Source organism: Actomonas aquatica (genome assembly GCF_019679435.2).
In the GTDB taxonomy this organism is placed as follows: domain Bacteria; phylum Verrucomicrobiota; class Verrucomicrobiia; order Opitutales; family Opitutaceae; genus Actomonas; species Actomonas aquatica.
The window spans coordinates 4,960,132-4,982,739 of the sequence record NZ_CP139781.1 but is presented as its reverse complement, the minus strand read 5'-3'; the positions used below and the strand labels follow the sequence as shown (position 1 = coordinate 4,982,739).

The following is a 22,608-nucleotide window of genomic DNA, read 5'->3' as shown; positions in this document are numbered from 1 at the left end:
GGGGGTGCGTTGTTTCAACCGCGCCCCGGCCCGAGCGTCACGCGCCAAATGCCGTGACGGGCGGCTGTATTCAGGTTTTCTCTACTCGTGGCCCGACTCGCCGCGGATGGCCTCCAACAACTGGGACGGCCGCGCGTGGCCATTAAGCTGCGCCAGCTCGCGCAGCGTGAGGCCGTCCTGCACCTGCAGGTCGGCCGCGCGCAGGCGGCTCAATGCCAGCTCCAACGCGATGCCTTCCTGAGCGCAAAACTCCGCCAAGGTCATGCGTCCGTAGCCGCCGCCGACGCGTCCTCCTTCGCCGCCGCCACCACCGCCGCGCGCCGACCTTGGCGGCATCAGCCGATCATACAGTTGCTGCGCCGAGACCCCGGCCGCGCGCGCAACATCAGCCACCTGCAGGGAGGGATCGGTCACCTCGATGCCGGCGCTGCGCAGGTGAGCCAACGCCTCGTCCAACGGCACCTCCGCCCGCTCAGCCAGTTCGGCGACGCTCAGGAGTTCCGCGTGGGGAATCGGGGCCCGTTGCGCGGGTTGTTCCCAGCTCTCCTTCAAGGTTTCGCTGAAGGCGACCAGCGACGAAAACGGCGCGACGTTGGCCAGCGCTCCGCCGACCACCGATCCCACCACCACCACCGCTGCCACCCATTCCGGCCGGAAGCCGATCCGCCGCCGCACCCGGGTCTTCAGGTAGCTCATCATCGGCCGCCAATTGAAGTAGAGGTGAAACGCCACCGCGCCGAGAAACACCGCGGCAAAGTTGATGTGCAGGCTGGCCCACTCGGATTTGAGCAGGCCGCCCATCGTCCAATTGGTCCAATTGGCGACACGGCCGGGAGGCGCGAGAAAAAGCACCAGCCCGCTGGCCAGCATCACGGCAAAGGAAAGCGAGACGATCACGGTAACGAGCGCCCGCCATTGAAACGGTTTTGAGGCAGAAGAGGTATTCACAGGGAGAGAGGTTTCGGCGGTGAAACCCCAGATCCCGGTCCTCCATTACAGCCCCTCAAAAATTTCCGCCGGCCTGTAATGCCGCGAGCGCAGCGGGGTTGAACCCCGTGAAAGGAAATTATCATGAAATCAAAACTCGTTTTTCTCTCCGCTCTCCTCGGTTCCAGCCTGCTGCTCAGCTCCACGGCGCTCGCCGCCCGGGGTGGAGGCGGTGGCGGTGGCGGTGGTGGTGGATGCGGCGGCCGCGGGGCTGGCGGAGGCTTCGGCGGCGGCCGAGGCAACACCGGCACCTGTCTCTCATCGCCGCGCCTTGATGGCACCGGCGCCGCCACCAATCGCCTGGGCCGCGGTCAAAACCAGGGTAGTGCCAACGCCAATACGAACGCGCAACGCAACGGCTCCGGCAAGGCAGTCGGCAAGGGCAACCCCAACGCCACCGGCACGCCATTGCAGGATGGTTCGGGTCGCACCAACGCCCCCGGCCGTGGACCGCGCAACGGCTCCGGCAACAACGCCAACTGCCCCAATCCTCCCAGCGGTTAAGCGCCCCCTCCCCCTTCCCCGGGACCGCCGACGGTCCCATCCGCCCGATCAGCCGGCCGCGCTCACCAAGCGGTCGGCTTTATTTTTTTTCACGATTGTCTCCGTCGGTTTCATCAAACCTCCCCGCCACCCTGAGCGGCCGACCAAACGACCACGGCAAGATGCCGTGCCCACTTCCCTCCCCGCACCGTGGCCGAGGCTTCCAGCCTCGGCAGTCCCGACACACACCCACGCCGACCGACGACGACGTCGGCGCACTCCGGCACTACGGCGTGTCCTGCGCGGCCAAATACGCCTCGGCCAGTTCGCGTCGCCGCGCCGTGCGCTCCGCGGGAGCGAGGCTTTGCAATTCCCGTTGGATCTCCGCCCTTCGCTCCGGCGTCGCCTGCTGCATCATCGCACGCCAGGCGTCCTGGATTTCGGGCGACACCATGCCCCACCCTTGCCGAAGCTTCGCCCGTTCGCCGTCCGGCAACGCCCGATAGCGCTGCATCTGCTCAAGCAAGGCGACACGCTGCTCCGGCGTCATCGCGCGAATGCGTTGGATCGCCGCCAGCAGCTGATCGAGCTCGGTGTCGGAAAGACTGAGAAACTTCTCCACCGCCGCGGTCTCACCCGCCCCGGCGGCGCCAGCACCGCCGACACCGCCACCGGCTCGCGGACCCGCCCCGGGGGGCGGTCCGTGCTGGGCCCACAACGGGTTCAACGGCAACGAGGCCGACAACACTACGATCGAGATCCAGACGCGTGGTTTCATGGCGATTCCTCCAATCAAATTCAGGTGTGGGACGTGGGAGCCGCCGCCAGGTGGAGCAAGGCATCCCGGTTCTCAGCGTCGAGCAACGGCGACGCCTCATGCAGCAGGTCGTTGATTTCGAGCAGCTCGACAAAGGCCGGTGAATACTCCGCCGCCGCCGTCGCCGTCGGATTCGGGGTCGGCGCCACCGTCGGCCGCAGCACCAGCAGCAGCGCCGCCGCCGCCCCGCTCAACGCGACCAGCGCCCCACCCCACCACGCAGGCCGCGACCACCGACGCGCCGGCCGCAGACGTGCGCCTTCCGCGGCGCCTCGTCGCAGCTCCCGTTGTAGGTCCACCCAGCGCCGCTCAAAGGCCGGAGTGGTGTCGCGGAAACGACTGGCCAGTAGTTGATCGATTTCCCCGTCGCGCGGATCGGGGCCGGTCGGGGTTGAGGATGTGGCTGAGTTCATGACAACGCCTCCATTTGGGTTTTAAGCATTTGGCGTCCGCGATGCACCAGGACGCGCAGGGAGTTTTCGGTGATGCCGAGCACGGTCGCCGCCTCGGCTGCGGCCATCTGCTGCTGCTGCAGGAGCAGCAACGGCGTGCGGTATTTTTCGGGCAACTGCGCCAGCGCCCGTTGAAACAGTTCCTCCAACTCCGCCAGCCGTCGGGCGCTCCCGTCGTCATCCGCCAGCGTGTAGTCAAAGGTCTCCGGCGGCACCGGATCGGCCGGCTTGCGCCGCCGCCGCCGCCGCTCGTTGCGCAGGAGGTTGTGCGCGATCTGAAACAGGTAGGTGGAAAACTTCGCCTGCGGCCGATAACGCGCCGCCGCCCGATGCACCCGCACAAACACCTCCAGTGTCAGGTCCTCGGCATCGGCATTCGACCCGAGTGACCGATAAAAAAAGCTCAGCAACGGCAGTTTCCACCGATCGAAGAGCAACTGCATAGCCCGCTCATCGCCCGCCGCCACCCGACGCAGCCACGTCACCTCCAGTTCCTCGCCCTGCGCCTCCGCCTCGCCATCCTCCGCCGCTCCGGCCTGGTCCGCCATATCTCCGGTCGCCGGTTCAAACCACACTGCGAGCAGCGTAGCCATCCAGGCCGGCAGAAAGGGAAAGGGAAGTCGGACAGCGTTCACCGTGAAATGAAACCCCGACCATCCAACGCTATTACAAGGACCGCGTCGATAGCGCGGGTTTCCGCTGCACCGACTCGCCCCCTTCGCCCCTCGCCCGCGTCAGCCGCTTCAAGCAGCCGCACTCACGCGACCACGACCACGACGGCGACGGCGCAACAGCACCCAACCCATCACCAAAGCACCCGCGCCCAGAGCCACATTGGCCGGTTCCGGCACGGCCGAAACGGACGCTTGAAACTCCGTCAGCACAAAATTGTCGGAGCTCGAATAGCCGGGTAACGACGGCGTATCGATGCGCAGGTTGGTGATCGCGCCCAAGGTCGAGGTGGTCAGCACGTGTTGATCCGTCACCAGGCTTCCCGCCGACAGCAGTCCGCTCTCATTAACCGTCAACGTCGCGCCTCCCACCGACTGCAACGCCGTGTAGTCCGTGATCGTATGCCACGTGCTGGCATCGTCATCCGACCACGAAAGGCTGTAGCTTTTGAGCACGTGGGAGGCGCCGAAGTTGAACGACAACGTCAACGTATAGACCCCCGCCGTGCCATCCGCCACGTCCCACCGCATCCACTGCGGCGTCGCCTGTTGCGGCGAGATCGCCCAGCCGTTCGTATTGGCGAAATCGCCATCAATCGTTTCGGTCGGCAACCAGTCTCCCCCGCTCGTTTGCCAGAAGCTGGCATACGTCCCCAAGGTGTTCGACGTGGACAGGACGAGTTGCGCGTGGACGGCTCCCCCCAGCCAAGCCAGCGCGCCAAACAGGAGAATCAACCTACGCATGCTCACGGCATCTCAGCCGGGCCACATCCTCTCAATCCATAACCAATTGGTCCTGCGCATTATGAGTTCAGGTGAAGGGCCGTATAACCACCTGCCGCCCCCATCACGGTGCGCTTCGCGGCGCGTCGTCCGTCGGCACGTCCGTCGGAAACGTGGCACCTTCCCAACGCGCCACCACCGCCGGCGCCACGCCATGCCCCACCACATTCACGCTGGTGCGAATCGGATCGATCAGCGCGTCGATGCCCAGCAACACCGCCAGGCCTTCGAGCGGCAGCCCGAAGTTTTGAAACAGCGCCGCCAACACCACGAAGTTGGCCCGCGGAATGCCCGCCACGCCCTTGGTCGTGATCTTCAACGTCGCCAACATCAGCAGCTGCTGCTCCAGCGACAACGAGATGCCCGCCGCCTGCGCCACAAACACCGTCGCCAGTGCGATGTGCAGGGTGCTGCCGTTGAGGTTCAGGCTGATGCTCAGCGGCGCCACCATGCCGATCACCCGCCGCGGCACGCCGAAGCGTTCGATGTCCTCCAAGGTGTGCGGCAGCGCCGCCGCACTCGAGGTGGTCGCAAACGCCACCAGAAAGGGCTCGCGCATGAAGTGAATAAAACGTCGCAGCGGCACCCGAAACGCCACCAGCGCTCCCCCCAACACCAGCACCATAAAACCGAGCTGCGACGCCCACGCCGCGACAAAGAGTTTTAGCAACCCCACCAGCACATCCAGCCCCCCCGCCGCCACCGTCGATGCCATCGCGGCCAACACCGCAGGCGGCGCGAGATACATGATCACGTGCGTAAACTTAAACGCCACGTCCGCCAGTGAGCCGGCGAAGTCGAGCACCGGCCTGGCCTTCTCACCCGCCAGCATGCAAGCCACGCCAAAGATCGTGCAGAACACCACCATCTGCAGCACGTCACCCCGCGCCATGGCGTCGATCAAACTGGTCGGCACCGCGTTGAGGATCACCTGATCAAACGCCACCGTTTGCGCCACCACCGCTTCACTCGCCCCCGGAATCTCCACGCCCACGCCCGGCCGCAACAACAACGCGATCCCCCAACCGCCCAGCAGCGCCAGCGTCGTAAACACTTCGAAGCACACCAACGCCTCCCAACCCAACCGCCCGAGATCGCGCACCGAACCGCCGCCCCCGATCGCCCGCACCAACACACCAAAAAGCACCGGCGCAATGATCGCGCGAATGAGCCGCAAAAACACGTCGCTCACGATCTTCAACGACGCCGAAAACTCCGGCGCAATGAAGCCCAGCGGGATGCCGATCACCACCGCGATCAGCATCCATTGCACCAACGAGATCCGACGCCAAAACGACGGGCGAGCAACAGGGGCGGTGGAGGGCACGTTGATCGAAGAATCCGTTTCGGCGCCGGCCCGCGACGCCGCCGTCGCTACCGTTTGATATATGCGCCCCGCCCCCCGGTCCGCCCTTGCACCGGACCCGACCCCTCGCTCACTTCAGCCCATGCAGTTGACGAAGCACTGGGCCGCCACCCTTGAAGATTACGTGATCGACCTCGGTTGGTCTGCCGACGGCCAGACCTTGGCCGCCGCCGCGACCGATGGCCCCATCACGCTCTTCGCCGCGACCAACGGCGCCGTGCAACACAGCCTCGCCGGCCACGAAGACGGCACCGACGCCCTCGCTTGGCACCCGAGCCAGCCCCTGCTCGCCACCAGCGGCCAGGACGGCGCGGTGAAGTTCTGGGACACGACCGCCGGTCAGGCGACCGCCTCCGTCGACCTCGGCGGCGGTTGGGTCGAACACCTCGCGTGGTCGACCGCCACCGACTTCCACCCGCCCCTGCTCGCTGCCGCTGCCGGCCGCACGTTGAGTCTCCTGCAGGCCGACGGCACCGTGCGTCACACCTTTGCCCCCGCGCCCAAAACCCTCACCGCCCTCGCCTGGCAACCCGCCGGCGGCGCTCTCGCCGCCGCCTACTTCGGCGGCGTCGTGCTCTGGGACGCCGATGACTTCGTCGCCCAAAAGGAGTTCCCCTACAACAACGGCATCCACGCCCTCGTCTGGTCGGCCGACAACCGCTGGATCGTCTCCGGCAACCAGGATCCGTCCGTCCACCTCTGGCTCCCCGAGGAGGACCAGGAATTCCACATGAGCGGCTACGAATCCAAGGTGAAGCACCTCTCCTTCGATCACACCGGCCGCTGGCTCGCCACCAGCGGCGGTCGCGAAGGCTGCATCTGGGACTGCCAGGGCGCCGGCCCCGAAGGCCGCGAACCCGCCATGCTGCCGCACGACGCCAAGATGTGCGCCGTCGCGTTTCAAAACAGCCACAGCCTACTCGCCACCGCCGCCGACGACGGCTCCGTGCGCCTGTGGAGTCCCGACCGCCGCCAACCCCTGCGCGCCAACGTCAAACTCCCCAGCGCCGCCACCCAACTCGCCTGGTCCCCCGACGACCAACACCTCGCGATCGGCAGCGAACAAGGCATCGTCTACGTCCTCCGCGTCGAAGCCTGAGACCGCAGGCTCTTTCTCTTTCTTCTTTATCGTTCTCTTTATCCCCACTGAGCGAAATTCGCCCGCCATCCGACCGACCGGGATAAAGATAAAGAGGAAAGAGAAGGACGAAAGATTCGAACCATCCCCATGCACAACCTCATCCCCGCCACCGATACGCGCAGCGGTATCGACGATTCCCATACACAGGCCATTAAGGGCTGGGTGCGCGAGATCCTCGAGCTCGGCGAGGACGACGTGGTGAGCGTCATGGAAGCGGCCTGCGTCGACCCCGGTTGCCCGCTGGTCGAAACCCACATCGCCGTCTTCGGGGCCGACGGTTCCACCCGGCGTTGGAAACTCACTCGACAACGCTACGCCGTCGCCAAATTTATCGTCCAGCAGGCGCTGCAACCGTCCCCTGCTTGACCGACCTGATACTCTGCCACGTGCCTACTCGCCGGGAGTTTTTGCATCACACCCTCTGGTCCGCCCTTGCTTTGTGGGCGGCACCGACCGCGTTGTGGGCGGCCGATGGTCAGATGCATATCGTGCGCAAAGGCGACACCCTCATCGAAATCGCCCGCGACTACGGCACCACCGTCAAGGCCATCAAGAACGCCAACGGCCTGCGCACCGAACTCATCAAGGTGGGCCAAAAACTCTCCATCCCGAGCGGGGCCCAGGTCGCCACGGTTTCCACCTACGTCGTAAAAAAAGGAGACACCCTCGGCCTCATCGCCCGCCACCACGGCACCGACGTCCGCACGCTTAAGCGCGTCAACCATCTCAAGTCCGACCTCATCCGCGTCGGCCAAAAACTCTCCGTGCCCTCCGGCGGCAGCGCGCCGAGCAACAGCGCCGCCCTCGCCCCGGTGATCGCCGCGACCGACAAGATCCGCGTCGATTCCTCCCGCTGGAAATACATCGTGTGCCACCACAGCGCGATCGAAGCCGGCAACGCCGAGATCTATGGCAAGGCTCACCTGCGCCGCGGCATGGAACACGGGCTCGCCTACCACTTTGTCATCGGCAACGGCCGCGACTCCGGCGACGGCGAGATCGAGATCGGTCCGCGGTGGAAGAAGCAGTTGCGCGGCGGCCACGTGCGCAAAACCAGCGTCAACGACAGCGGCATCGGCATCTGCATGGTGGGCAACTTCGAAAACCATCGCCCCACCCGCCGCCAGCGCGCCGCGGTCAACGAGTTGCTCGACTACCTTTGCTCCGGCTACGTGCGCTCCAACGTGGAGGTCACCGTGCACAAACGCGTCGACCTCAACCACACCCTCTGCCCGGGCAAATACTTCCCCTACGGCGACCTCAAACGCTTCGCCTGACGCGCCCCCGGGCACCACCGCGTTCCCACGGGAGGAAGCAGAGGGAAAGAGAGCTCGGCAGGAGAGCGTCCCGTTCTTCCTGAGGGTGTGTCTGGGAAAGTCGAATCGGGTAACGCGCTCATGTCGGGCGTAAAGCCCGACCCACAAGTAAGACTCTCTTCAAGGGTGTGGGTCGGGCTTTACGCCCGACATCCGCTGCTTCTGTAAAAACCTACCCCGTCGCCTCGCCGGCCAGGCAGGCATCGAGCGCCGCCCGCAGCTGGGCTTCGTCGAGCCCCACGCCGATGAACACCAACTCCTGCCGACGGTCGCCGTGCGGTTCCACCCACGCCGCGCGCACGCCCGGCGGCAACTGCTCGCGCGTCGCCCGGCCGGCTTCAATCATCGCCGCCCACCACGGATTCAGTGTATCCCATCGGCTGATACCACCCGCCAGCGACAGGAACCCCATCTCGTCCGGCGCCTCGGCCAGCCACAAAAACCCCTTCGCCCGCACCAGCCCGGGCACGCCGCCCTCCACCCACGCCCGCAAGGCCTCGCGCCGAAATGGTCGTCGCGCCTGATACACCAGACTCGTCAGCCCAAACCGCTCCTCGTGTCGCGCCGCCGCCGGCTTCCGCACCAAGCCCTCGCCCGCCGCCCCACGCGCCGATGTCGTCGCCGCCGCCACCGCGTTCAACGACCGAATCCACGCCGCGCCGCCCAGCGTCTCCGCCGCGTCAAACCGAATCCGGTCGACCATGACCTCACTCGCCACCTGCCCCTGCTCGGTCTCGACCACCTCCGCCCGCGAATTGAGCCCGGCCACCGCCGCCCGCACCGCGGCGAGGTCGGCCGCCTCCGCGCGATCACATTGATTGAGCACCACCAGATCGGCGCACTCCACCTGCTCCAGCATGAGCTCCACCAACGGCCGCGGCGCACCCGGCACCACCGGCGGATTCTTGGCCGCCGACGTGCCATCGCGCATGTCGCGCAACTGCTCCGCCAACACCGCCACATCGACCACCGTCACCAAGTTGGCCAACTGACAAAAATCCCCCAGCGACCGCCCGAACGGGTTCTTCTGCACAAACAACTGCGCCAGCGCCCGCGGCTCCGCCACGCCCGAGGCTTCGACGAAGATGTGCGCGAACTCCCCCTCCGCCGCCAGTCGCGCCAAGCCCTCCCCCAAGTCATCGCGGTTCGAACAGCACACACAGCCGTTCTCCAGCTTCACCACCTCGGCGCCGCCGCTCCCGCCCAGGTTCTCCACCACCGCCCCGTCGATGTTGAGCGCCGCCACGTCGTTGACCACCGCCGCCCAGCGCCGCCCCTCCGCCTGCGCCAACACATGTCGCAACAAGGTCGTTTTGCCGGCGCCCAGAAAGCCGCTCAGCACCGTCACCGCCGGTTTTCCCGTCTCAACAGTCTGCGTGTCCATGCCCCATCCCAAGCGACACCGACCACCGCTGCCAAGCTTCCCGCTCTTGCGAACGCGTTGCCCGCCCAAATCCCCTCTCAACGCTTCTTCCTGCCTCGCAGCAAGTAACGCATCCTTCGTGCGTAAAATTAATGATATTGAGATTTAATCTCTAAAAAAGCATTGACCCATCTTGAAAACGAGACCCTATCTCAACTCGTTCTTTATGCGACTGGGTCTCACCCGCAATTTATTGTAGGTAAGCCCATTCATCAGAGAGGCCGACTCTCCCTGCCATAGGCGGGTCGGTCACGGTCCATTGGCCGCCGGGTTTGGTCGCCCGGCGGCCTACCTGTCTCTGCGACCGGCGCCGCCCATAAACGACATCGTTTGGCGCCTCTGCTCGCCACCGAACACCACGCCTTTTCCAGCCTTGCCATGCACCTTCGCTCCCTCACTTCCTCCGCCGCCCGCCTCGCTGCGCTCGCCCTCGCCGGCTCCGCCGCGATCGAACTGCGCGCCGACGACACGACCGAAGAGTCGGCCGTCGCCCTCGAGCAATTTGTCGTCACCGCCGCCGGCTTCGAGCAACAGATCCGCAACGCGCCCGCCAGCATCAGCCTGATCTCCCGCACCGAGCTCACCGAGCGCCGCGTCAACAACCTTGCCGAGGCCCTCTCCGATATCGAGGGCATCGATGTGGGTGACTCCGCCGGCAAGACCGGTGGCCTCGACATCTCCATCCGCGGCATGCCGAGCGACTACACCCTCTTCCTCGTCGACGGCCGCCGCCAAAACGCCGCCGGCAACGTCACCCCCAACGGCTTCGGCGGCACCTCCACCAGCTTCCTCCCCCCGCCCGCCGCCATCGAACGCATCGAGGTCGTGCGCGGCCCCATGTCCACCCTCTACGGCTCCGACGCCATGGGCGGCGTGGTCAACATCATTACCCGCCGCGTCGACGCCGCCTGGAACGGCACGATCACCGCCGGCGGCACCTTGCAGGAGAACCGCGACTTCGGTGACTCCCTTTCCGGCCAGCTCTACCTCAGCGGCCCCGTCATCCCCGACGTCCTCGGCCTCACCCTGCGCGGCTCCGCCTACCACCGCATGGCCTCCGAGCTCGAGTATTTCGACGAGAACGGCGACGCCATCGAGGTCAGCCGCCGCGGTCCCAGCCCGGTCGAAGCCGACATCAATTCCTACGGCGGCCGCCTCACCCTCGTCGCCCTGCCCGAGCACGATTTCTGGATCGACTACGACCGCTCCGAGCAGACCTACGACAACTCCGAAGGCCAACTCGGCACCCTCGGCGTGCGTGGCTACGCCCCCGAACAACGTTTCAATCGCACCCAGGTCACCGCCGCTCACACCTGGCGCCACGGCAACGGTTCACTCGAAACGAGCGTGATGCAAAACAACACCGAAACGATCGGTCGCATCCTGCCCGACGACACCGCCACCGCCCAAGCCGGGGACCCGCGCGAACTCACCAACGACAACCTCGTCGTCGACTCCAAGTATGTCACCCAGATCGGCGACGCCCACACCCTCACCGTCGGCGGCCAGTGGTGGGATGCCGAGATGGTCGACGGCGTCGCCCCCGCCCCCTACACCCACACCCAGTGGGCCCTCTTCGCCGAAGACGAGTGGCTGCTTCGTCCCGACCTCCGCCTCACCCTCGGTTTCCGCCACGATGACCACAGCGCCTTTGGTGAACACACCAGCCCGCGCGCCTACCTCGTCTGGAACGTCTCCGACGCCTGGACCGTGCGCACCGGTATCAGCCAGGGCTTCAAAGTTCCGCGCCTCGATCAACTCGCCGACGGCATCACCGGCTTCCGCGGTCAGGGCACCATTCCCTTCATCGGCACGCCCACCCTTTCCCCCGAAACCAGCACCACCACCGAGCTCGGTTTCGCCTACGCTCCCAGCTCCAACTTCTCCGCCGGCGTGACCTTCTTCCGCAACGATTTTGACGACAAGATCGCCACCGGTGAGGGCCTCTTCAACTGCTCCTTCGCCGGTAGCCCCGACCGCCCCGGCTGCGTCGACTACGGCTACTGGCCGGCCGTCGACCTCTACAGCCAGAGCGTCAACATCGACAAAGCCATCACCCAGGGCGCCGAGTTCTCCAGCCGCATTCGCTTCGCCACCGACTGGACCGCCTCCGCCAACTACACCTACACCGACAGCGAGCAAAAGAGCGGCGCCGACATCGGCCAGCCCCTCACCAACACCCCGCGCCACATGCTCAACGCCCGCCTGCGTTGGGACGGCAGCGAGCGCTTCTCGGCCTGGATCAGCGGCGAATACCGCAGCGAGCGCCTCCGCAGCGACGGGGCCGCCCGCGACCTCTACGGCGACTACCGCGCCTACACCCTCTTCCACCTCGGCGGCGCCTATACCGTGACCGACCAGATCACCCTCAACGCGACCGTTTCCAACCTCTTCGACAAGGACTTCATCGACTACCGTCCTTACGACAACAACGGCTCCGTCGCTTACACGAACCTCTTCAACAACCACCAGGAACCGCGCCGCCTCTGGATGAGCGCCACTTACACGTTCTGAGCCGCTTGAACCGTTCCCGCGTCATTCCCCGCCTGCTCGCGGCGTGTATCCTCGCCGCCACTACGGCCGCGCTCTCCGTCACCACCGCCGCCGCCGAGCCGCTCGCCGTCCTGCCGGACGATCTGCCGAGCCTCGGCCAGGCCGACGCCCCCATCAGCGTGATCGCCGTGCGCTCCTTCCGCTGCGGCCACTGCCACGACTTCCAGTCCGAAGCCTTCCCGCTCATGCAGGAGGCCTACATCGACACCGGCCGCGTCCACTGGCGCAGCCTCGATGCCGACGATCGCAACCCGCGCCTCACCATCTTCGAGGTCGCCCGCGCCGCCCACGCCGCCGGCGTGTATTGGGAAATCAATGACTTCCTCTTCAGCTACGCCGCTCGCTCGCCCAGCGCCATCTTCGGCGCCGTCGAACAAGGCGACCTGCCCGGCCGCGGGCCCATGCTCGCCGCCCTGCACGACGGCTCTGCCCGCCGTGCCGCCCAGGCCGATTTGAAAGCCGCCCGCAAGCTCGGCATCACCGCCCTGCCGACTTTCCTGATCCGGCACACGACCGCCGACGGCACCCGCCAGGAAGTCCGCCTCACCGATCCGCGCCAACTGCGCCCCACCCTCGATCGGCTCCTCGCTGCCGAATCCGCCGCCGCGTCCCCGACCCACTGACGCCCCCCGACGACCCTCTCCGTATTTCCGTATCTCCGCCTCCGTCTTGCACATCTTACCCGCCATGCAATCGACCCTCGCTCCCGCCTGCTCTTTCTCCCGCGAACTGCCGCGCCGCGCCATGCCCGTCGCCGCCCTGCTCGCCGCCTCCGGCGCCACCACCACGGCGCTGGCCCAGACCGCCATCGCCACCGGCAATGACGACGACGTCGTCCACCTCGACACCACCACCGTCGAGGGCTCGCGCGAGCGCCAGCTCTCCTCGCCCAAGTTCAACGCGCCCCTGCTCGACACCCCGCAGACGGTCACCGTCATCCCGCAGCGCCTCATGGAGGAGCAAGCCGCCACGTCCCTGCGTGACATCCTGCGCAACTCTCCCGGCATCACCTTCCAAGCCGGCGAGGGCGGCACGCCGGCCGGCGACCAGATGACCATCCGCGGCTTCTCCGCCCGCACCGACATGTTTGTCGACGGCGTGCGCGACCTCGGCGGTTACTCCCGCGATTCCTTCAACCTCGAACAGGTCGAAGTCGCCAAGGGCCCCTCCTCCTCCACCGCCGGCCGCGGCTCCACCGGCGGCTCCGTCAATCTCGTTACCAAGTCCCCCCACGATCGCGCCTTCCGTTCCGGGTCCGCCGTCGTTGGCACCGACAACTACCAGCGCGCCACCCTCGACCTCAACCAACCCACCGCCGAGGGCCAGGCCCTGCGCGTCAACGCCATGTGGCAGGACGCCGGCGTCCCGGGCCGTGACGTGGTCAAAAACTCCTCCTGGGGCCTCGCGCCGTCCTACGCGTTCGGCACCAACGGCCCGACCAAGGTCACCGTCGCCTACCAACGCCTCGAGCAGGACAACGTGCCCGACTACGGTCTGCCGCGTCAGGCCTTCGAGGAGGGCGTCGATGTGCCGTCCTCCAACTGGTATGGTCTGCGCGATCGCGACCGCGAAAACATCGAGCAGGACCTCGCCACCCTCACCGTCGAGCATCAGGGCGACGGTTTCACCCTGCGCAACCTCACCCGCTACGGCCACACCTACCGCGACTCCGTCCACACCTCGCCGCGCCTCTCCCGCACCACCGACGGTATGGTGCGCCGCGACGATTGGAAGTCCCGCGACCAGACCAACGAGATCTTCGCCAACCAGACCCACCTCAACGCCGAGCTGCGCACCGGCGCCATCAATCACGCCATCAGCGCCGGCGTCGAATACGCCAAGGAAAAGGAGCGCAACTACGCCCGCGCCGAAGCCGACGGCACCGTCCTGCCCGAGACCGATCTGCTCAACCCCAACACCCGCGATCCTTACAACGGCAACATCACCCGCACCGGCGCCTACGGTCAGGGAGAGGGCGAAACCGTTTCCTTCTACGCCTTCGACAATGTCTTCGCCGGTCAACAATGGCAGGTCTTCGCCGGCGCCCGCTACGACATCTTCGACGCCACCCAAACCAACGTCGAAACCGACGGCTCCTCCGCCTCCGTTTCCCGCCAGGATGAAGAGCTGAGCACCCGCCTCGGCTTCATCTACAAGCCGCAAGAAAACGCCTCCTTCTACATCGGCTACGCCAACTCCTTCAACCCGTCCGCCGAAGGCCTCAGCCTCTCCTCCCGCCGCACCGATCTCTCCGACGTCGATCCGGAGCAGACCGACAGCTACGAGGTCGGCGTCAAATGGGACACCTTCAACAGCCGCCTCTCGCTCGGCGCCGCCTTCTTCCTCACCGAGAAGACCAACGCCCGCACCCCCGGCATCGATCCCAACGACCCGCCCATCGTCCTCGACGGTCGTGAGCGCGTGCAGGGCATCGAGCTCTCCGCCGCCGGCCGCATCACCCGCCGTTGGGACGTCTTCGCCGGCCTCTCCGTGATGGAGAGTGAAGTCCTCGCCTCCAACACCGCCGACCTCGAGGGCGTGGAACTCGGTCTCACCCCGCACACCTCCTTCAACCTCTGGAGCACCTACCGTATCACCGACGCCTTCTCCATCGGCGGCGGCACCCAATACATGGACAGCGTGTCGCGTAACACCTCGGCCACCGCCGACGAAATCCCCGACTACTGGCTGTTCAGCGCCATGGCCTCCTACCGCGTCAACGACGCCCTCACCCTGCGTCTCAACGGCACCAATCTCACCGACGAGGACTACATCGACCGCATCGGCGGCGGCCACCACATCCCCGGCCAAGCCCGCCAAGTCCTCCTCAGCGCCTACTACTCGTTTTAGAACCACACCGCCCACGGCACCCGCTCTTTCTCTTTCCTCTTTATCTTTCTCTTTATCCCCGCCGATCGCAATCCGACCGCCTCCCGCCCAATGGGGAGAAAGAGAAAGATAAAGAGGAATAAAGACCCCGCATCGCACCACCATGTGGGTCCGGCTTCACGCCCGACATCCCGCATCCCGCATCGCGCATCCCGCATCCCGTATCCCGTATCCCGCCATGATTCTCGCCATTCCCGACATTCTCCCGCCCGACGTCCTCGCCGACTGTCGCGCCAAGCTCGAGGCGGCCGACTGGGTCGACGGCAAAGTCTCCGCCGGCCACCAGGGCGCCCGCGTCAAAAACAACGAACAGCTCCCCGCCGAGCACCCGGTCGCCGTCGAGGTCGGCAACGTCCTTCTCCAAGCGCTCGGCGCCAACCCGTTGTTCATGTCGGCTGCGCTGCCGCTGCACATCCTGCCGCCCATGTTCAACCGCTACGCCGGCGGCCAGACCTTCGGCACCCATGTCGACGGTTCCATTCGCACCGTCCCCGGCACCGGCCAACGCCTGCGCACCGACTTGTCCTGCACCTTCTTCTTCGCCGGCCCCGAGGAATACGACGGCGGTGAACTCATCATCGAGGACACCTACGGCTCCAAGAGCGTGAAGCTCCCCGCCGGCCACATGATCCTCTACCCGTCGACCAGCCTGCACCAAGTCACGCCCGTCACCCGTGGCACCCGCCTCTGCTCCTTCTTCTGGCTGCAGTCCATGGTGCGCTCCGACACCGACCGCGCCATGCTCTTCGACCTCGACATCGCCATCCAGCGTTTTGGCCAGGACATGGCCTCCCACCCGTCCGTCGTCCAACTCACCGGCGTTTACCACAACCTCCTCCGCCGCTGGGCGGAGATGTAAAACGCCTCCCCCGCCGCGCGCCACTCATGTTGTCCACGCCTCCAGTTCCCCCGGCCAACGCCGAAGCCTGGCTGCAACGCGGACATCATTGTGCCGCGTCGGGTCGGAGCGATGACCTGCGGCTGGCGTTGGACTGCTACGATCGCGCCCGCGAACTCGCCGGCCCCGATCTCAGCGACACCGCCACCCTGCGCTGGCTCGCCCTCTCCTGGCTCAACCGCGGCAACGTGCTGCAGCAACTCGGTCCGGCCAACTTCCCCGCCGCGCACTCCGCCTACGATGCCGCCAGCGCCGCCCTGTCCACCTTGGAGCTCACGTCGATGATCCGGCTCCACCAGGGCGCCCTCTGGACCAATCGCGGCCGCCTCCTGCTCCGCGAGGATCACCTGCCGGCCGCTCGCCACGCCTTCCAGCGCGCCATCGATCAGCTCACGCCCGCCTTCACCGACGCCACTCACGGCGACACCGCTCGCCGCAACGCCGCCGGCGCCGCGCTCAACCTCGTGCTCACCCACCTCGGCAACGACGACCACCTGCGCGAACACCACGCCGAACTCGCCCCCTTGGTCGCCCGTCTGCAGGACTGGCTGGCCCCGCTCGCCGCCACCGATCCGATCGCCGCCGGCCTCGTCCTCGAAGCCACCCGCCTCGACCTGCTCCTGCGCGAAGCCGTGCTCAAAGCCGACGACCTCGCCGCGTTCACCGACACCCTCGAAACCGGCCTCGCCCTCACCGCGCGTTGGATCGCCCGCGACCATCCCACCGCCGCCGAACTCGGCGCCACCCTCTTCCGCCTCGGCGCGATCACCTACGGCCGCCACCAACCGCACTTCCTGCTCGAGTTCCTGCGCGAGTCGCTCGATCCCACCGCGGGCGCCGCGCCCTTTCGCGATGAAGCGGCGTTTCGCGAGATCGCCGCCGAAGCCGTGGCCGCCGTCCGCGCCGATCTCGACCGCCCGCGTGCCCTCGACGCCGACGATCCCGCTGCCCACGCTCTGGCCGCACTTCGCCACAACTTTTCCGTTCCCTTGCCTTGGCTCGAAACACGCGCCACCACCGCTCCGTCTTCTTCATCGTGAAACGTTTCCGCTCCGTTCTCTTCTGGATCCACCTTTGCGCCGGCATCGTCGCCGGCGTGATCATCTTTGTGATGTCCTTCACCGGACTCGCCCTCGCCTTTGAACAGGAGCTCATCGACTGGTCGCAGCGCGATTCCCGCCGGGTCGATCCGCCCGCCGACACCGCCCCGCTCTCCGCCGAAGCGCTGCTCGCCGCCTTCAGCGCCGCCCACCCGGATACTGAAGCCTCCACCCTTGCTCTCTCCTCCGACCCCGCCGATGCCGCCGTCGTGCGCGTCGGTCGCCGCGAGACGTATTACCTCAATCCCTACACCGGCGCCGTGCTCGAACCCGGCTCCAGCGCCATGGAGGACTTCATGCACACCATGGTCGCCTGGCACCGCTGGCTCGGCCAGAGCGGTGACAGCCGCGGTATCGGCAAAGCCATTACGGGCGCCAGCAACGCCGCCTATGTCGTGCTCGCCGTCACCGGCCTCTACCTCTGGTTCCCGCGCCGCTGGGCCCGCCGCGCCCTGCGCCCCTCGCTCTGGTTCACCGGCGCTTCCGGCAAGGCCCGCGACTGGAACTGGCACAACGTATTCGGTTTTTGGATGCTCATTCCCATCACCGTCATGGCCGTGAGCGGCATGGTCATCTCCTACCAATGGGCCGGCAAACTGGTCTACACCCTCGCCGGTGAGGAAGCCCCCACCCGCCGCGGCCCTCCGGGACCGCCGGCCTCCGCCTCGGCTCCCTCTACCCAGGAGGCCCCGTCGGCCCCCGTCGCCCTCGACACCTTCTTCACCACCGCCGCGGCCGCCAGCCCCGACTGGACCTCCCTCAGCCTCAGCCTGCCCGTGCGCGGTGACACAGCCCGTGTCTCCGTCAAAACGCCGCACGACTGGCCGCGCACCGCCTCGACCACCCTCACCGTCGACGGCACCGCCGGCACCGTAACCGAGCGCGAGACCTTCGCCGACCAAAGCACCGGCCGCCAATGGCGCAGCTGGCTGCGTTTCCTCCACACCGGCCAGGCGCTCGGCTGGATCGGTCAGGCGATCGGCGCCGTCGGCTGCCTCGCCGGCTGTTTCCTCGTCTACACCGGCTTCGCCCTCAGCTGGCGCCGCTTCTTCGGCCGCAAAGCCAAAGCCGACGCCACTCCGGCCTGACCGCTTCGGACCGCCGACGCCAGCCCCGCCAACGCGGTGTTCACCGGCGCCTCGCCCAGTCAAGGCCTCCTCCAACTCTCCGGGCTCACGACCCTCACACCGCCGTGAGCCCTCTTTTTTGCCAATCAATTGAGACTGAGTCCCAGTCTGAAATTTCAACGCCCTCTCCTTTCCGTCATGAAGTCTAAGTCCATTCTGCTCTCGTTGCTGGTCCTACCCGGCGCGGTCCTCAGCTTTGCTCAAACCACGGTGCCCACCGATTCCGAGGTCCTCACCCTCGATGCCCTGGAGGTCACCGGCGAAAAACTCGGCCGCACGCTCCAGGAATCCCAGATCAGCGTCGCCGCCCTCCGCGGGGTCGAGCTCGAGGCCTCCACCGACACGGAGATGTCCGAGATCTTTAACCGCACCGCCAACACCTTCACCAGCGCGCAGGGGTTCACCATCCGCGGCATTCCCAACTCCGGCTTCACCTTCTCCGAGGGCAGCGACATGGCCACCGTGCTCGTCGATGGCGCCACCGTGGACGCGCAGATGTATAGCTTCGAGGGCGTCTCCGTGTGGGACATGGACCAGGTGGAAATCCTGCGCGGTCCACAGTCCACCACCCAGGGTCGCAACTCCCTCGCCGGTGCCGTCATCGCCCGCACCCGCGCGCCGACCTTTTATTGGGACGGCGCCCTGCGCGCCACCTACGGCGAAAACAACACCCACCAACTTGCCCTCGCCGCCGGCGGTCCGCTCGTGCCCGATCTGCTCGCCTTCCGCGTCACGGTCGATGACCGCAGCACCGATGGTTCGATCACCAACGTCACCCGCAACGAGGACGACTGGGAATACGCCGAGAACCGCACCCTGCGCGGCAAGCTCCTCCTCCAGCCCAAGTCCTGGCAGGGCTTCTCCGCCCTCGCCACCTTTGCCCACACCGACTCCGCCAACAACAACCGCGCCTACGCCTACGGCTCGACGATCGACGAGCTCTACGACCGGCTCGCCTACGAAAACACCGCGGCGATGTTCGATTCCGAGAGCAAGCTCGCCTCCCTCGAGATCAACCAGGAGTTCGCCAACGGCTGGTTGCTCACCGCCACCACCGGCTGGAGCGACCTGATCGTCGACACCCTCTACGACGGCGACCGCACGCCCACCGAAGACCTCGAATACGGCTACGGCTACGACAACGACTCCCTCACCCAGGAAATCCGCCTCCTCGCCAAGGGCGACACGTGGTCCCTGCTCACCGGCCTCTACTACGCCGAGAGTCTGCGCAGCTACTACTCCGACGGACCGTTTTATTACACCGTGCCCGCCCCGCTCGACCAGGTGTTCGGTCTGCCCACCGGCGCCCGCGCGCTGCTTTCGGTGCAGTCCGATTCCTCCATCGAGACCACCAACCAGGCCATCTACCTCAACGGCGATTGGGAACCCAACGAGCGCTGGACCCTCTCCGCCGGTCTGCGTTTCGACCGCGAGGAGGCCGACCGCGATTCCGCGCAAAACATCCTGCTGCTCCAGGGTTTCCCCGACAACTACGCCCTCATCGACGTCCCGTCCCTCGGCATCCCCGCCGGCACTCCGGCCAACGTCGCCCTCCAGGCCATCGCCGGCGACGCCACCGCCGCCGCCCTCGGCGACGACGCCTTCAACACCGTGTTGCCCTCCGCCGGCATCACCTACCACTGGACGCCCGACATCAGCACCGGTCTCAGTTACACCCGCGGCTACCGCTCCGGTGGCGTTTCCTTCAACCAACGCCGCGCCTCCATCGTCGGCTTCGATCCCGAGTTCACCAGCAACTACGAGTTCTCGTTCCGCTCGGTCTGGCAGGACGGCAAGGTGATGTTCAACGCCAACGCCTTCTACGTCGATTGGACCGACCAACAGGTCGCCGTCCAACTCTCCTCCGATGTCTATGACCGCCAGGTCGAGAACGCCGGCCAATCCGAATATTACGGCTTCGAGGTCGAGCTGCGCGAAGACCTCGGCCACGGCTGGAGCGCCTACCAATCCCTCGGCCACACCCAGACCGAATTTGTCGAGTTCACCTCCACTGCCGGCGATTACTCCGGCAACGCCTTCCCCAACTCGCCGCAGTGGACGCTCAGCGCCGGCCTGAGCTACCAACGCGCCGAAGGCCTCTTCGGCAACCTCGCCGTGTCCTACGTCGACGACAGCTTCACCGCCGCCGAAAACGATCCCGACTTCGTCCTGCCCGCCCGCACCTTGGTGAACGCCAAACTCGGCTACCGCTGGGGCCAATGGTCGGCCTACGTCTACGCCCAGAACCTGTTCGACGAGGACTACCTCGACAACCTCTGGAGCCAAAGCGCCACCCTCCTCGGCGCCCGTCCCGGTGCCCCGCGCGTCGCCGGCGTGGGCATCGAAGCGAAGTTCTAAGTCCCGCCGCTCTCCCATGCCTCCGTCCGACCGCCCCACCGCTGCTCGCGCCGCACCACGTCGCGCCCGCTCCTGGCTCGCCGCCCTCTACCCGGCGGTCTGGCGCTGGCATTTCTGGGCCGGCCTCGCCGTTACGCCCTTCCTCATCATCGTGTCGCTCACCGGCGCGCTCTACGTGTTTAAGGAGGAGCTCCAAGTCTGGTCGCACGCCAAGGCCATGACGGTCAGCGTGCCTGGCGACGCCACCCCGCGCCCCTTCAGCGAACGCGTCGCCGCCGCCCGCGCCACGCTCGGACCCGAGTGGGAGTTCAGCGCCTTCAGCCGCCCCGTCGCCCCCGGTCGAGCCGATGAGATCATCTTTGAATCCGAGGGTCTGCCTCACCCCGAAACCAGCGACGACGGAGCACATGAACACGAGGACGAACACGAACACGCTCACCGTTATGTATTCGTAAATCCTTACACGGCGGAGGTGCAGGGACAGCTCGATTTGGAACAGAGCTTTTTTGGCATCGTGCTCGATCTGCACCGCACCTTGCTGGGTGGTGCGATCGGCCGCTACGCCGTCGAACTCGCCACCTGCTGGGGCATCGTTTCCCTGCTCACCGGGCTGCTGCTCTGGTGGCCGCGCGGTAAAGAAAAACTCTGGGGCGTCTGGCTGCCACGCCTGCGCAAAGGCGGCAAACTCGCGCTGCGCGATCTGCACACGATCCCCGGCCTCTACCTCTTCGGCGTCGCCCTCGCCATCATGGTCACCGGCCTGCTCTACACCCAGGTCTGGGGCAACGCGTTCTTCGCCGGACTCTACGTCGGCGGCCAACTCCCGCCCGCCTACGTCAGCCCGCCGCACTCCACGCCGTTGCCCGACGGCGCCGAGCCCGCCTCGATCGACACCATCGTCGCCGAAGCCCGCACCCACTATCCGTTCCCGGCCTTCTTCCTCGCCGCTCCCCATGAAGAAAACGGGGCGTGGGATCTCTTCGGTCCCACCGACACCGGCGACCTCGAGGATGGCGTCGTCTACGTCGATGCCACCACCGGCGAAACCCTGGCCGTCATCCACTACGACGAACTCTCCCTCGGCGCGACCACCGCGCTCATGTTCTACTCCATTCACACCGGCTCGGTCTTTGGACTGCCCACCAAGATCCTGGCCGTGCTCGCCTGCCTGGTCATCATCGCCATGAGCGTGACCGGCGTGTGGATGTGGTGGCGCCGCCGACCCGCCGGCACCTTCGGCGCCCCGCGCAAAACCCGGAACGAGCAGGTCCCCAAAACCATCGCCGCCACCATCGTGGTCCTGGCGATCCTCTTCCCCCTCGTCGGCCTCAGCCTGATCGTCTTGGGCCTCGCCAGCTTCGCCCGCCGTAAGCTCCGCCCCGCTTCCTCCTAATGCGGTGTGCCGCCTCGACCGCCGTCAACCGCATGCCGGTGCGGCGCGGCCTGGAGTTGCGCTGGGGGCTGGCCCTTGATCTCGCCGCGATCGCGCCCGCCGACGCTCCCCGGGTGGCGTTTCAGCTGGAACCAACACCCGGGTGCCTGCGCACGCATCGTGGTGAGCTTTCCACCGTCAACGCTCCGGCGCCCTCCGGCTTCAGCGTCGAAATCCTGCTTTCCCCGGCGACCGCCGACGAGATGCTCGCCGCCGACCCTTCCGCCGGTGCCGCCGCGCTGCGCCGCTTCATCGCCGGCCACGGTCCGGGCTTTGAACACCCCCTCAGCGCCCGCGCCCATCTCGCCGTCGAGTCGATCCAACGCTGTCCCTTCGTCGGGGTCTGCCGCACCATGGCGCTCACCGCCCGCTGCCACGATCTGCTGGTGGAGTGCCTCACCGCTTGGAGCGCCGCACTGCAACCCGCTCCGGTCACCACACCCAACGCCACCACCGCCGTCCACCTCGCGGCCGAAATTCTGGAACGCGACCTCGAACACTCGCCGGCCCTCGCCGATCTCGCCGGCCGCGTCGGTCTGAGCGAAACCACCCTCAAGCGCGCCTTCCCCCGTGTCTTCGGCCTCACTGTATTCGGATACTTGAGACGCCGCCGCATGGAAGCCGCCCGCCGACTGCTCGAAGCCGGCACCGCCACCGTGCTCGAAGCCGCCGCCGCCGTCGGCTACAGCAACCCCAGCAACTTCGCCGCCGCCTTCCGGCGGGAGTTTGGCCTGAACCCCAAATCCCACCAGCTCGCCAACCGCGCACGCTGACCCGCTCCGGCTCAAAAACGAGCCTCCGCAGGTGGAGAA

At 66.7% G+C, this 22,608-nt stretch carries 20 protein-coding genes; 13 read left to right on the top strand and 7 right to left on the bottom strand.

The window, feature by feature from the left end; all coding sequences use genetic code 11:
* Positions 1 to 81 precede the first annotated feature (81 nt).
* On the bottom strand, positions 82 to 948 hold the full coding sequence (locus K1X11_RS19055; protein ID WP_221030752.1) for a DUF4405 domain-containing protein: 867 nt from the start codon (positions 946 to 948) through the stop codon (positions 82 to 84).
* A gap of 123 nt (positions 949 to 1,071) precedes the next feature.
* On the opposite strand from K1X11_RS19055, the gene K1X11_RS19050 reads away from it, so the two are divergent.
* Positions 1,072 to 1,491, top strand: coding sequence for a hypothetical protein (locus K1X11_RS19050; RefSeq protein ID WP_221030751.1), 420 nt, complete (start codon positions 1,072 to 1,074; stop codon positions 1,489 to 1,491).
* A gap of 265 nt (positions 1,492 to 1,756) precedes the next feature.
* On the opposite strand, the gene K1X11_RS19045 is transcribed toward K1X11_RS19050, so the two are convergent.
* From K1X11_RS19045 to K1X11_RS19025, 5 genes are all read right to left on the bottom strand, one after another.
* A complete protein-coding gene (locus tag K1X11_RS19045; protein WP_221030750.1) occupies positions 1,757 to 2,248 on the bottom strand; it encodes a DUF3106 domain-containing protein in 492 nt (163 codons plus the stop codon).
* Between the two features lie 20 nt (positions 2,249 to 2,268).
* Positions 2,269 to 2,700, bottom strand: a complete 432-nt coding sequence (locus K1X11_RS19040; RefSeq protein ID WP_221030749.1) for a hypothetical protein — start codon at positions 2,698 to 2,700, stop codon at positions 2,269 to 2,271.
* Complete coding sequence (locus K1X11_RS19035) at positions 2,697 to 3,332, bottom strand: RNA polymerase sigma factor (protein ID WP_221030748.1); 636 nt, start codon at positions 3,330 to 3,332, stop codon at positions 2,697 to 2,699. The genes K1X11_RS19040 and K1X11_RS19035 overlap by 4 nt, the downstream gene beginning before the upstream one ends.
* 150 nt (positions 3,333 to 3,482) lie before the next feature.
* A complete protein-coding gene (locus K1X11_RS19030) occupies positions 3,483 to 4,154 on the bottom strand; it encodes a PEP-CTERM sorting domain-containing protein (RefSeq protein ID WP_221030747.1) in 672 nt (223 codons plus the stop codon).
* Positions 4,155 to 4,257: 103 nt separating this feature from the next.
* Positions 4,258 to 5,520: a dicarboxylate/amino acid:cation symporter gene (locus K1X11_RS19025; RefSeq protein WP_221030746.1), complete on the bottom strand. Its 1,263-nt coding sequence runs from the start codon at positions 5,518 to 5,520 to the stop codon at positions 4,258 to 4,260.
* A gap of 121 nt (positions 5,521 to 5,641) precedes the next feature.
* Here K1X11_RS19025 and K1X11_RS19020 point away from each other — a divergent pair, with 121 nt between their 5' ends.
* The 3 genes from K1X11_RS19020 to K1X11_RS19010 all read left to right on the top strand — a co-directional run bounded on the left by K1X11_RS19020 (position 5,642) and on the right by K1X11_RS19010 (position 7,977).
* Entirely contained in the window at positions 5,642 to 6,658 is a 1,017-nt protein-coding gene (locus tag K1X11_RS19020; protein ID WP_221030745.1) for a WD40 repeat domain-containing protein, read from the top strand.
* 129 nt (positions 6,659 to 6,787) lie between these two features.
* Complete coding sequence (locus K1X11_RS19015; RefSeq protein WP_221030744.1) at positions 6,788 to 7,066, top strand: hypothetical protein; 279 nt, start codon at positions 6,788 to 6,790, stop codon at positions 7,064 to 7,066.
* Positions 7,063 to 7,977, top strand: a complete 915-nt coding sequence (locus K1X11_RS19010) for a LysM peptidoglycan-binding domain-containing protein (protein WP_324726025.1) — start codon at positions 7,063 to 7,065, stop codon at positions 7,975 to 7,977. The genes K1X11_RS19015 and K1X11_RS19010 overlap by 4 nt, the downstream gene beginning before the upstream one ends.
* 211 nt (positions 7,978 to 8,188) lie before the next feature.
* Here the strand turns inward: K1X11_RS19010 and K1X11_RS19005 are convergent, their stop codons facing one another.
* Positions 8,189 to 9,400: a CobW family GTP-binding protein gene (locus K1X11_RS19005; RefSeq protein ID WP_221030742.1), complete on the bottom strand. Its 1,212-nt coding sequence runs from the start codon at positions 9,398 to 9,400 to the stop codon at positions 8,189 to 8,191.
* Positions 9,401 to 9,817: 417 nt separating this feature from the next.
* Here K1X11_RS19005 and K1X11_RS19000 point away from each other — a divergent pair, with 417 nt between their 5' ends.
* The 9 genes from K1X11_RS19000 (at position 9,818) to K1X11_RS18960 (ending at position 22,569) form a co-directional block, all read left to right on the top strand.
* Positions 9,818 to 11,953: a TonB-dependent receptor domain-containing protein gene (locus tag K1X11_RS19000; RefSeq protein WP_221030741.1), complete on the top strand. Its 2,136-nt coding sequence runs from the start codon at positions 9,818 to 9,820 to the stop codon at positions 11,951 to 11,953.
* Positions 11,954 to 11,958: 5 nt separating this feature from the next.
* Positions 11,959 to 12,615 carry a thioredoxin domain-containing protein gene (locus K1X11_RS18995; RefSeq protein ID WP_221030740.1) on the top strand — a complete coding sequence of 219 codons (657 nt, stop codon included), beginning with the start codon at positions 11,959 to 11,961 and terminating at the stop codon, positions 12,613 to 12,615.
* Between the two features lie 64 nt (positions 12,616 to 12,679).
* Positions 12,680 to 14,842 (top strand): TonB-dependent receptor, encoded by a 2,163-nt coding sequence (locus K1X11_RS18990; protein WP_221030739.1) that lies wholly within the window; start codon positions 12,680 to 12,682, stop codon positions 14,840 to 14,842.
* Positions 14,843 to 15,059: 217 nt separating this feature from the next.
* Entirely contained in the window at positions 15,060 to 15,740 is a 681-nt protein-coding gene (locus K1X11_RS18985; RefSeq protein WP_221030738.1) for a Fe2+-dependent dioxygenase, read from the top strand.
* A gap of 26 nt (positions 15,741 to 15,766) precedes the next feature.
* Positions 15,767 to 16,819 (top strand): hypothetical protein, encoded by a 1,053-nt coding sequence (locus K1X11_RS18980; protein WP_221030737.1) that lies wholly within the window; start codon positions 15,767 to 15,769, stop codon positions 16,817 to 16,819.
* Complete coding sequence (locus K1X11_RS18975; protein WP_221030736.1) at positions 16,816 to 17,967, top strand: PepSY-associated TM helix domain-containing protein; 1,152 nt, start codon at positions 16,816 to 16,818, stop codon at positions 17,965 to 17,967. Before K1X11_RS18980 ends, K1X11_RS18975 begins: the two co-directional genes overlap by 4 nt.
* Before the next feature lie 177 nt (positions 17,968 to 18,144).
* Entirely contained in the window at positions 18,145 to 20,364 is a 2,220-nt protein-coding gene (locus K1X11_RS18970; RefSeq protein ID WP_221030735.1) for a TonB-dependent receptor, read from the top strand.
* A 16-nt stretch (positions 20,365 to 20,380) separates the two neighbouring features.
* Positions 20,381 to 21,757 (top strand): PepSY-associated TM helix domain-containing protein, encoded by a 1,377-nt coding sequence (locus tag K1X11_RS18965; RefSeq protein ID WP_221030734.1) that lies wholly within the window; start codon positions 20,381 to 20,383, stop codon positions 21,755 to 21,757.
* The gene (locus tag K1X11_RS18960) at positions 21,757 to 22,569 is read left to right on the top strand and encodes a helix-turn-helix transcriptional regulator (protein ID WP_221030733.1); all 813 of its coding nucleotides are present in this window, start codon (positions 21,757 to 21,759) and stop codon (positions 22,567 to 22,569) included. The genes K1X11_RS18965 and K1X11_RS18960 overlap by 1 nt, the downstream gene beginning before the upstream one ends.
* The last annotated feature ends 39 nt before the right edge of the window (positions 22,570 to 22,608 follow it).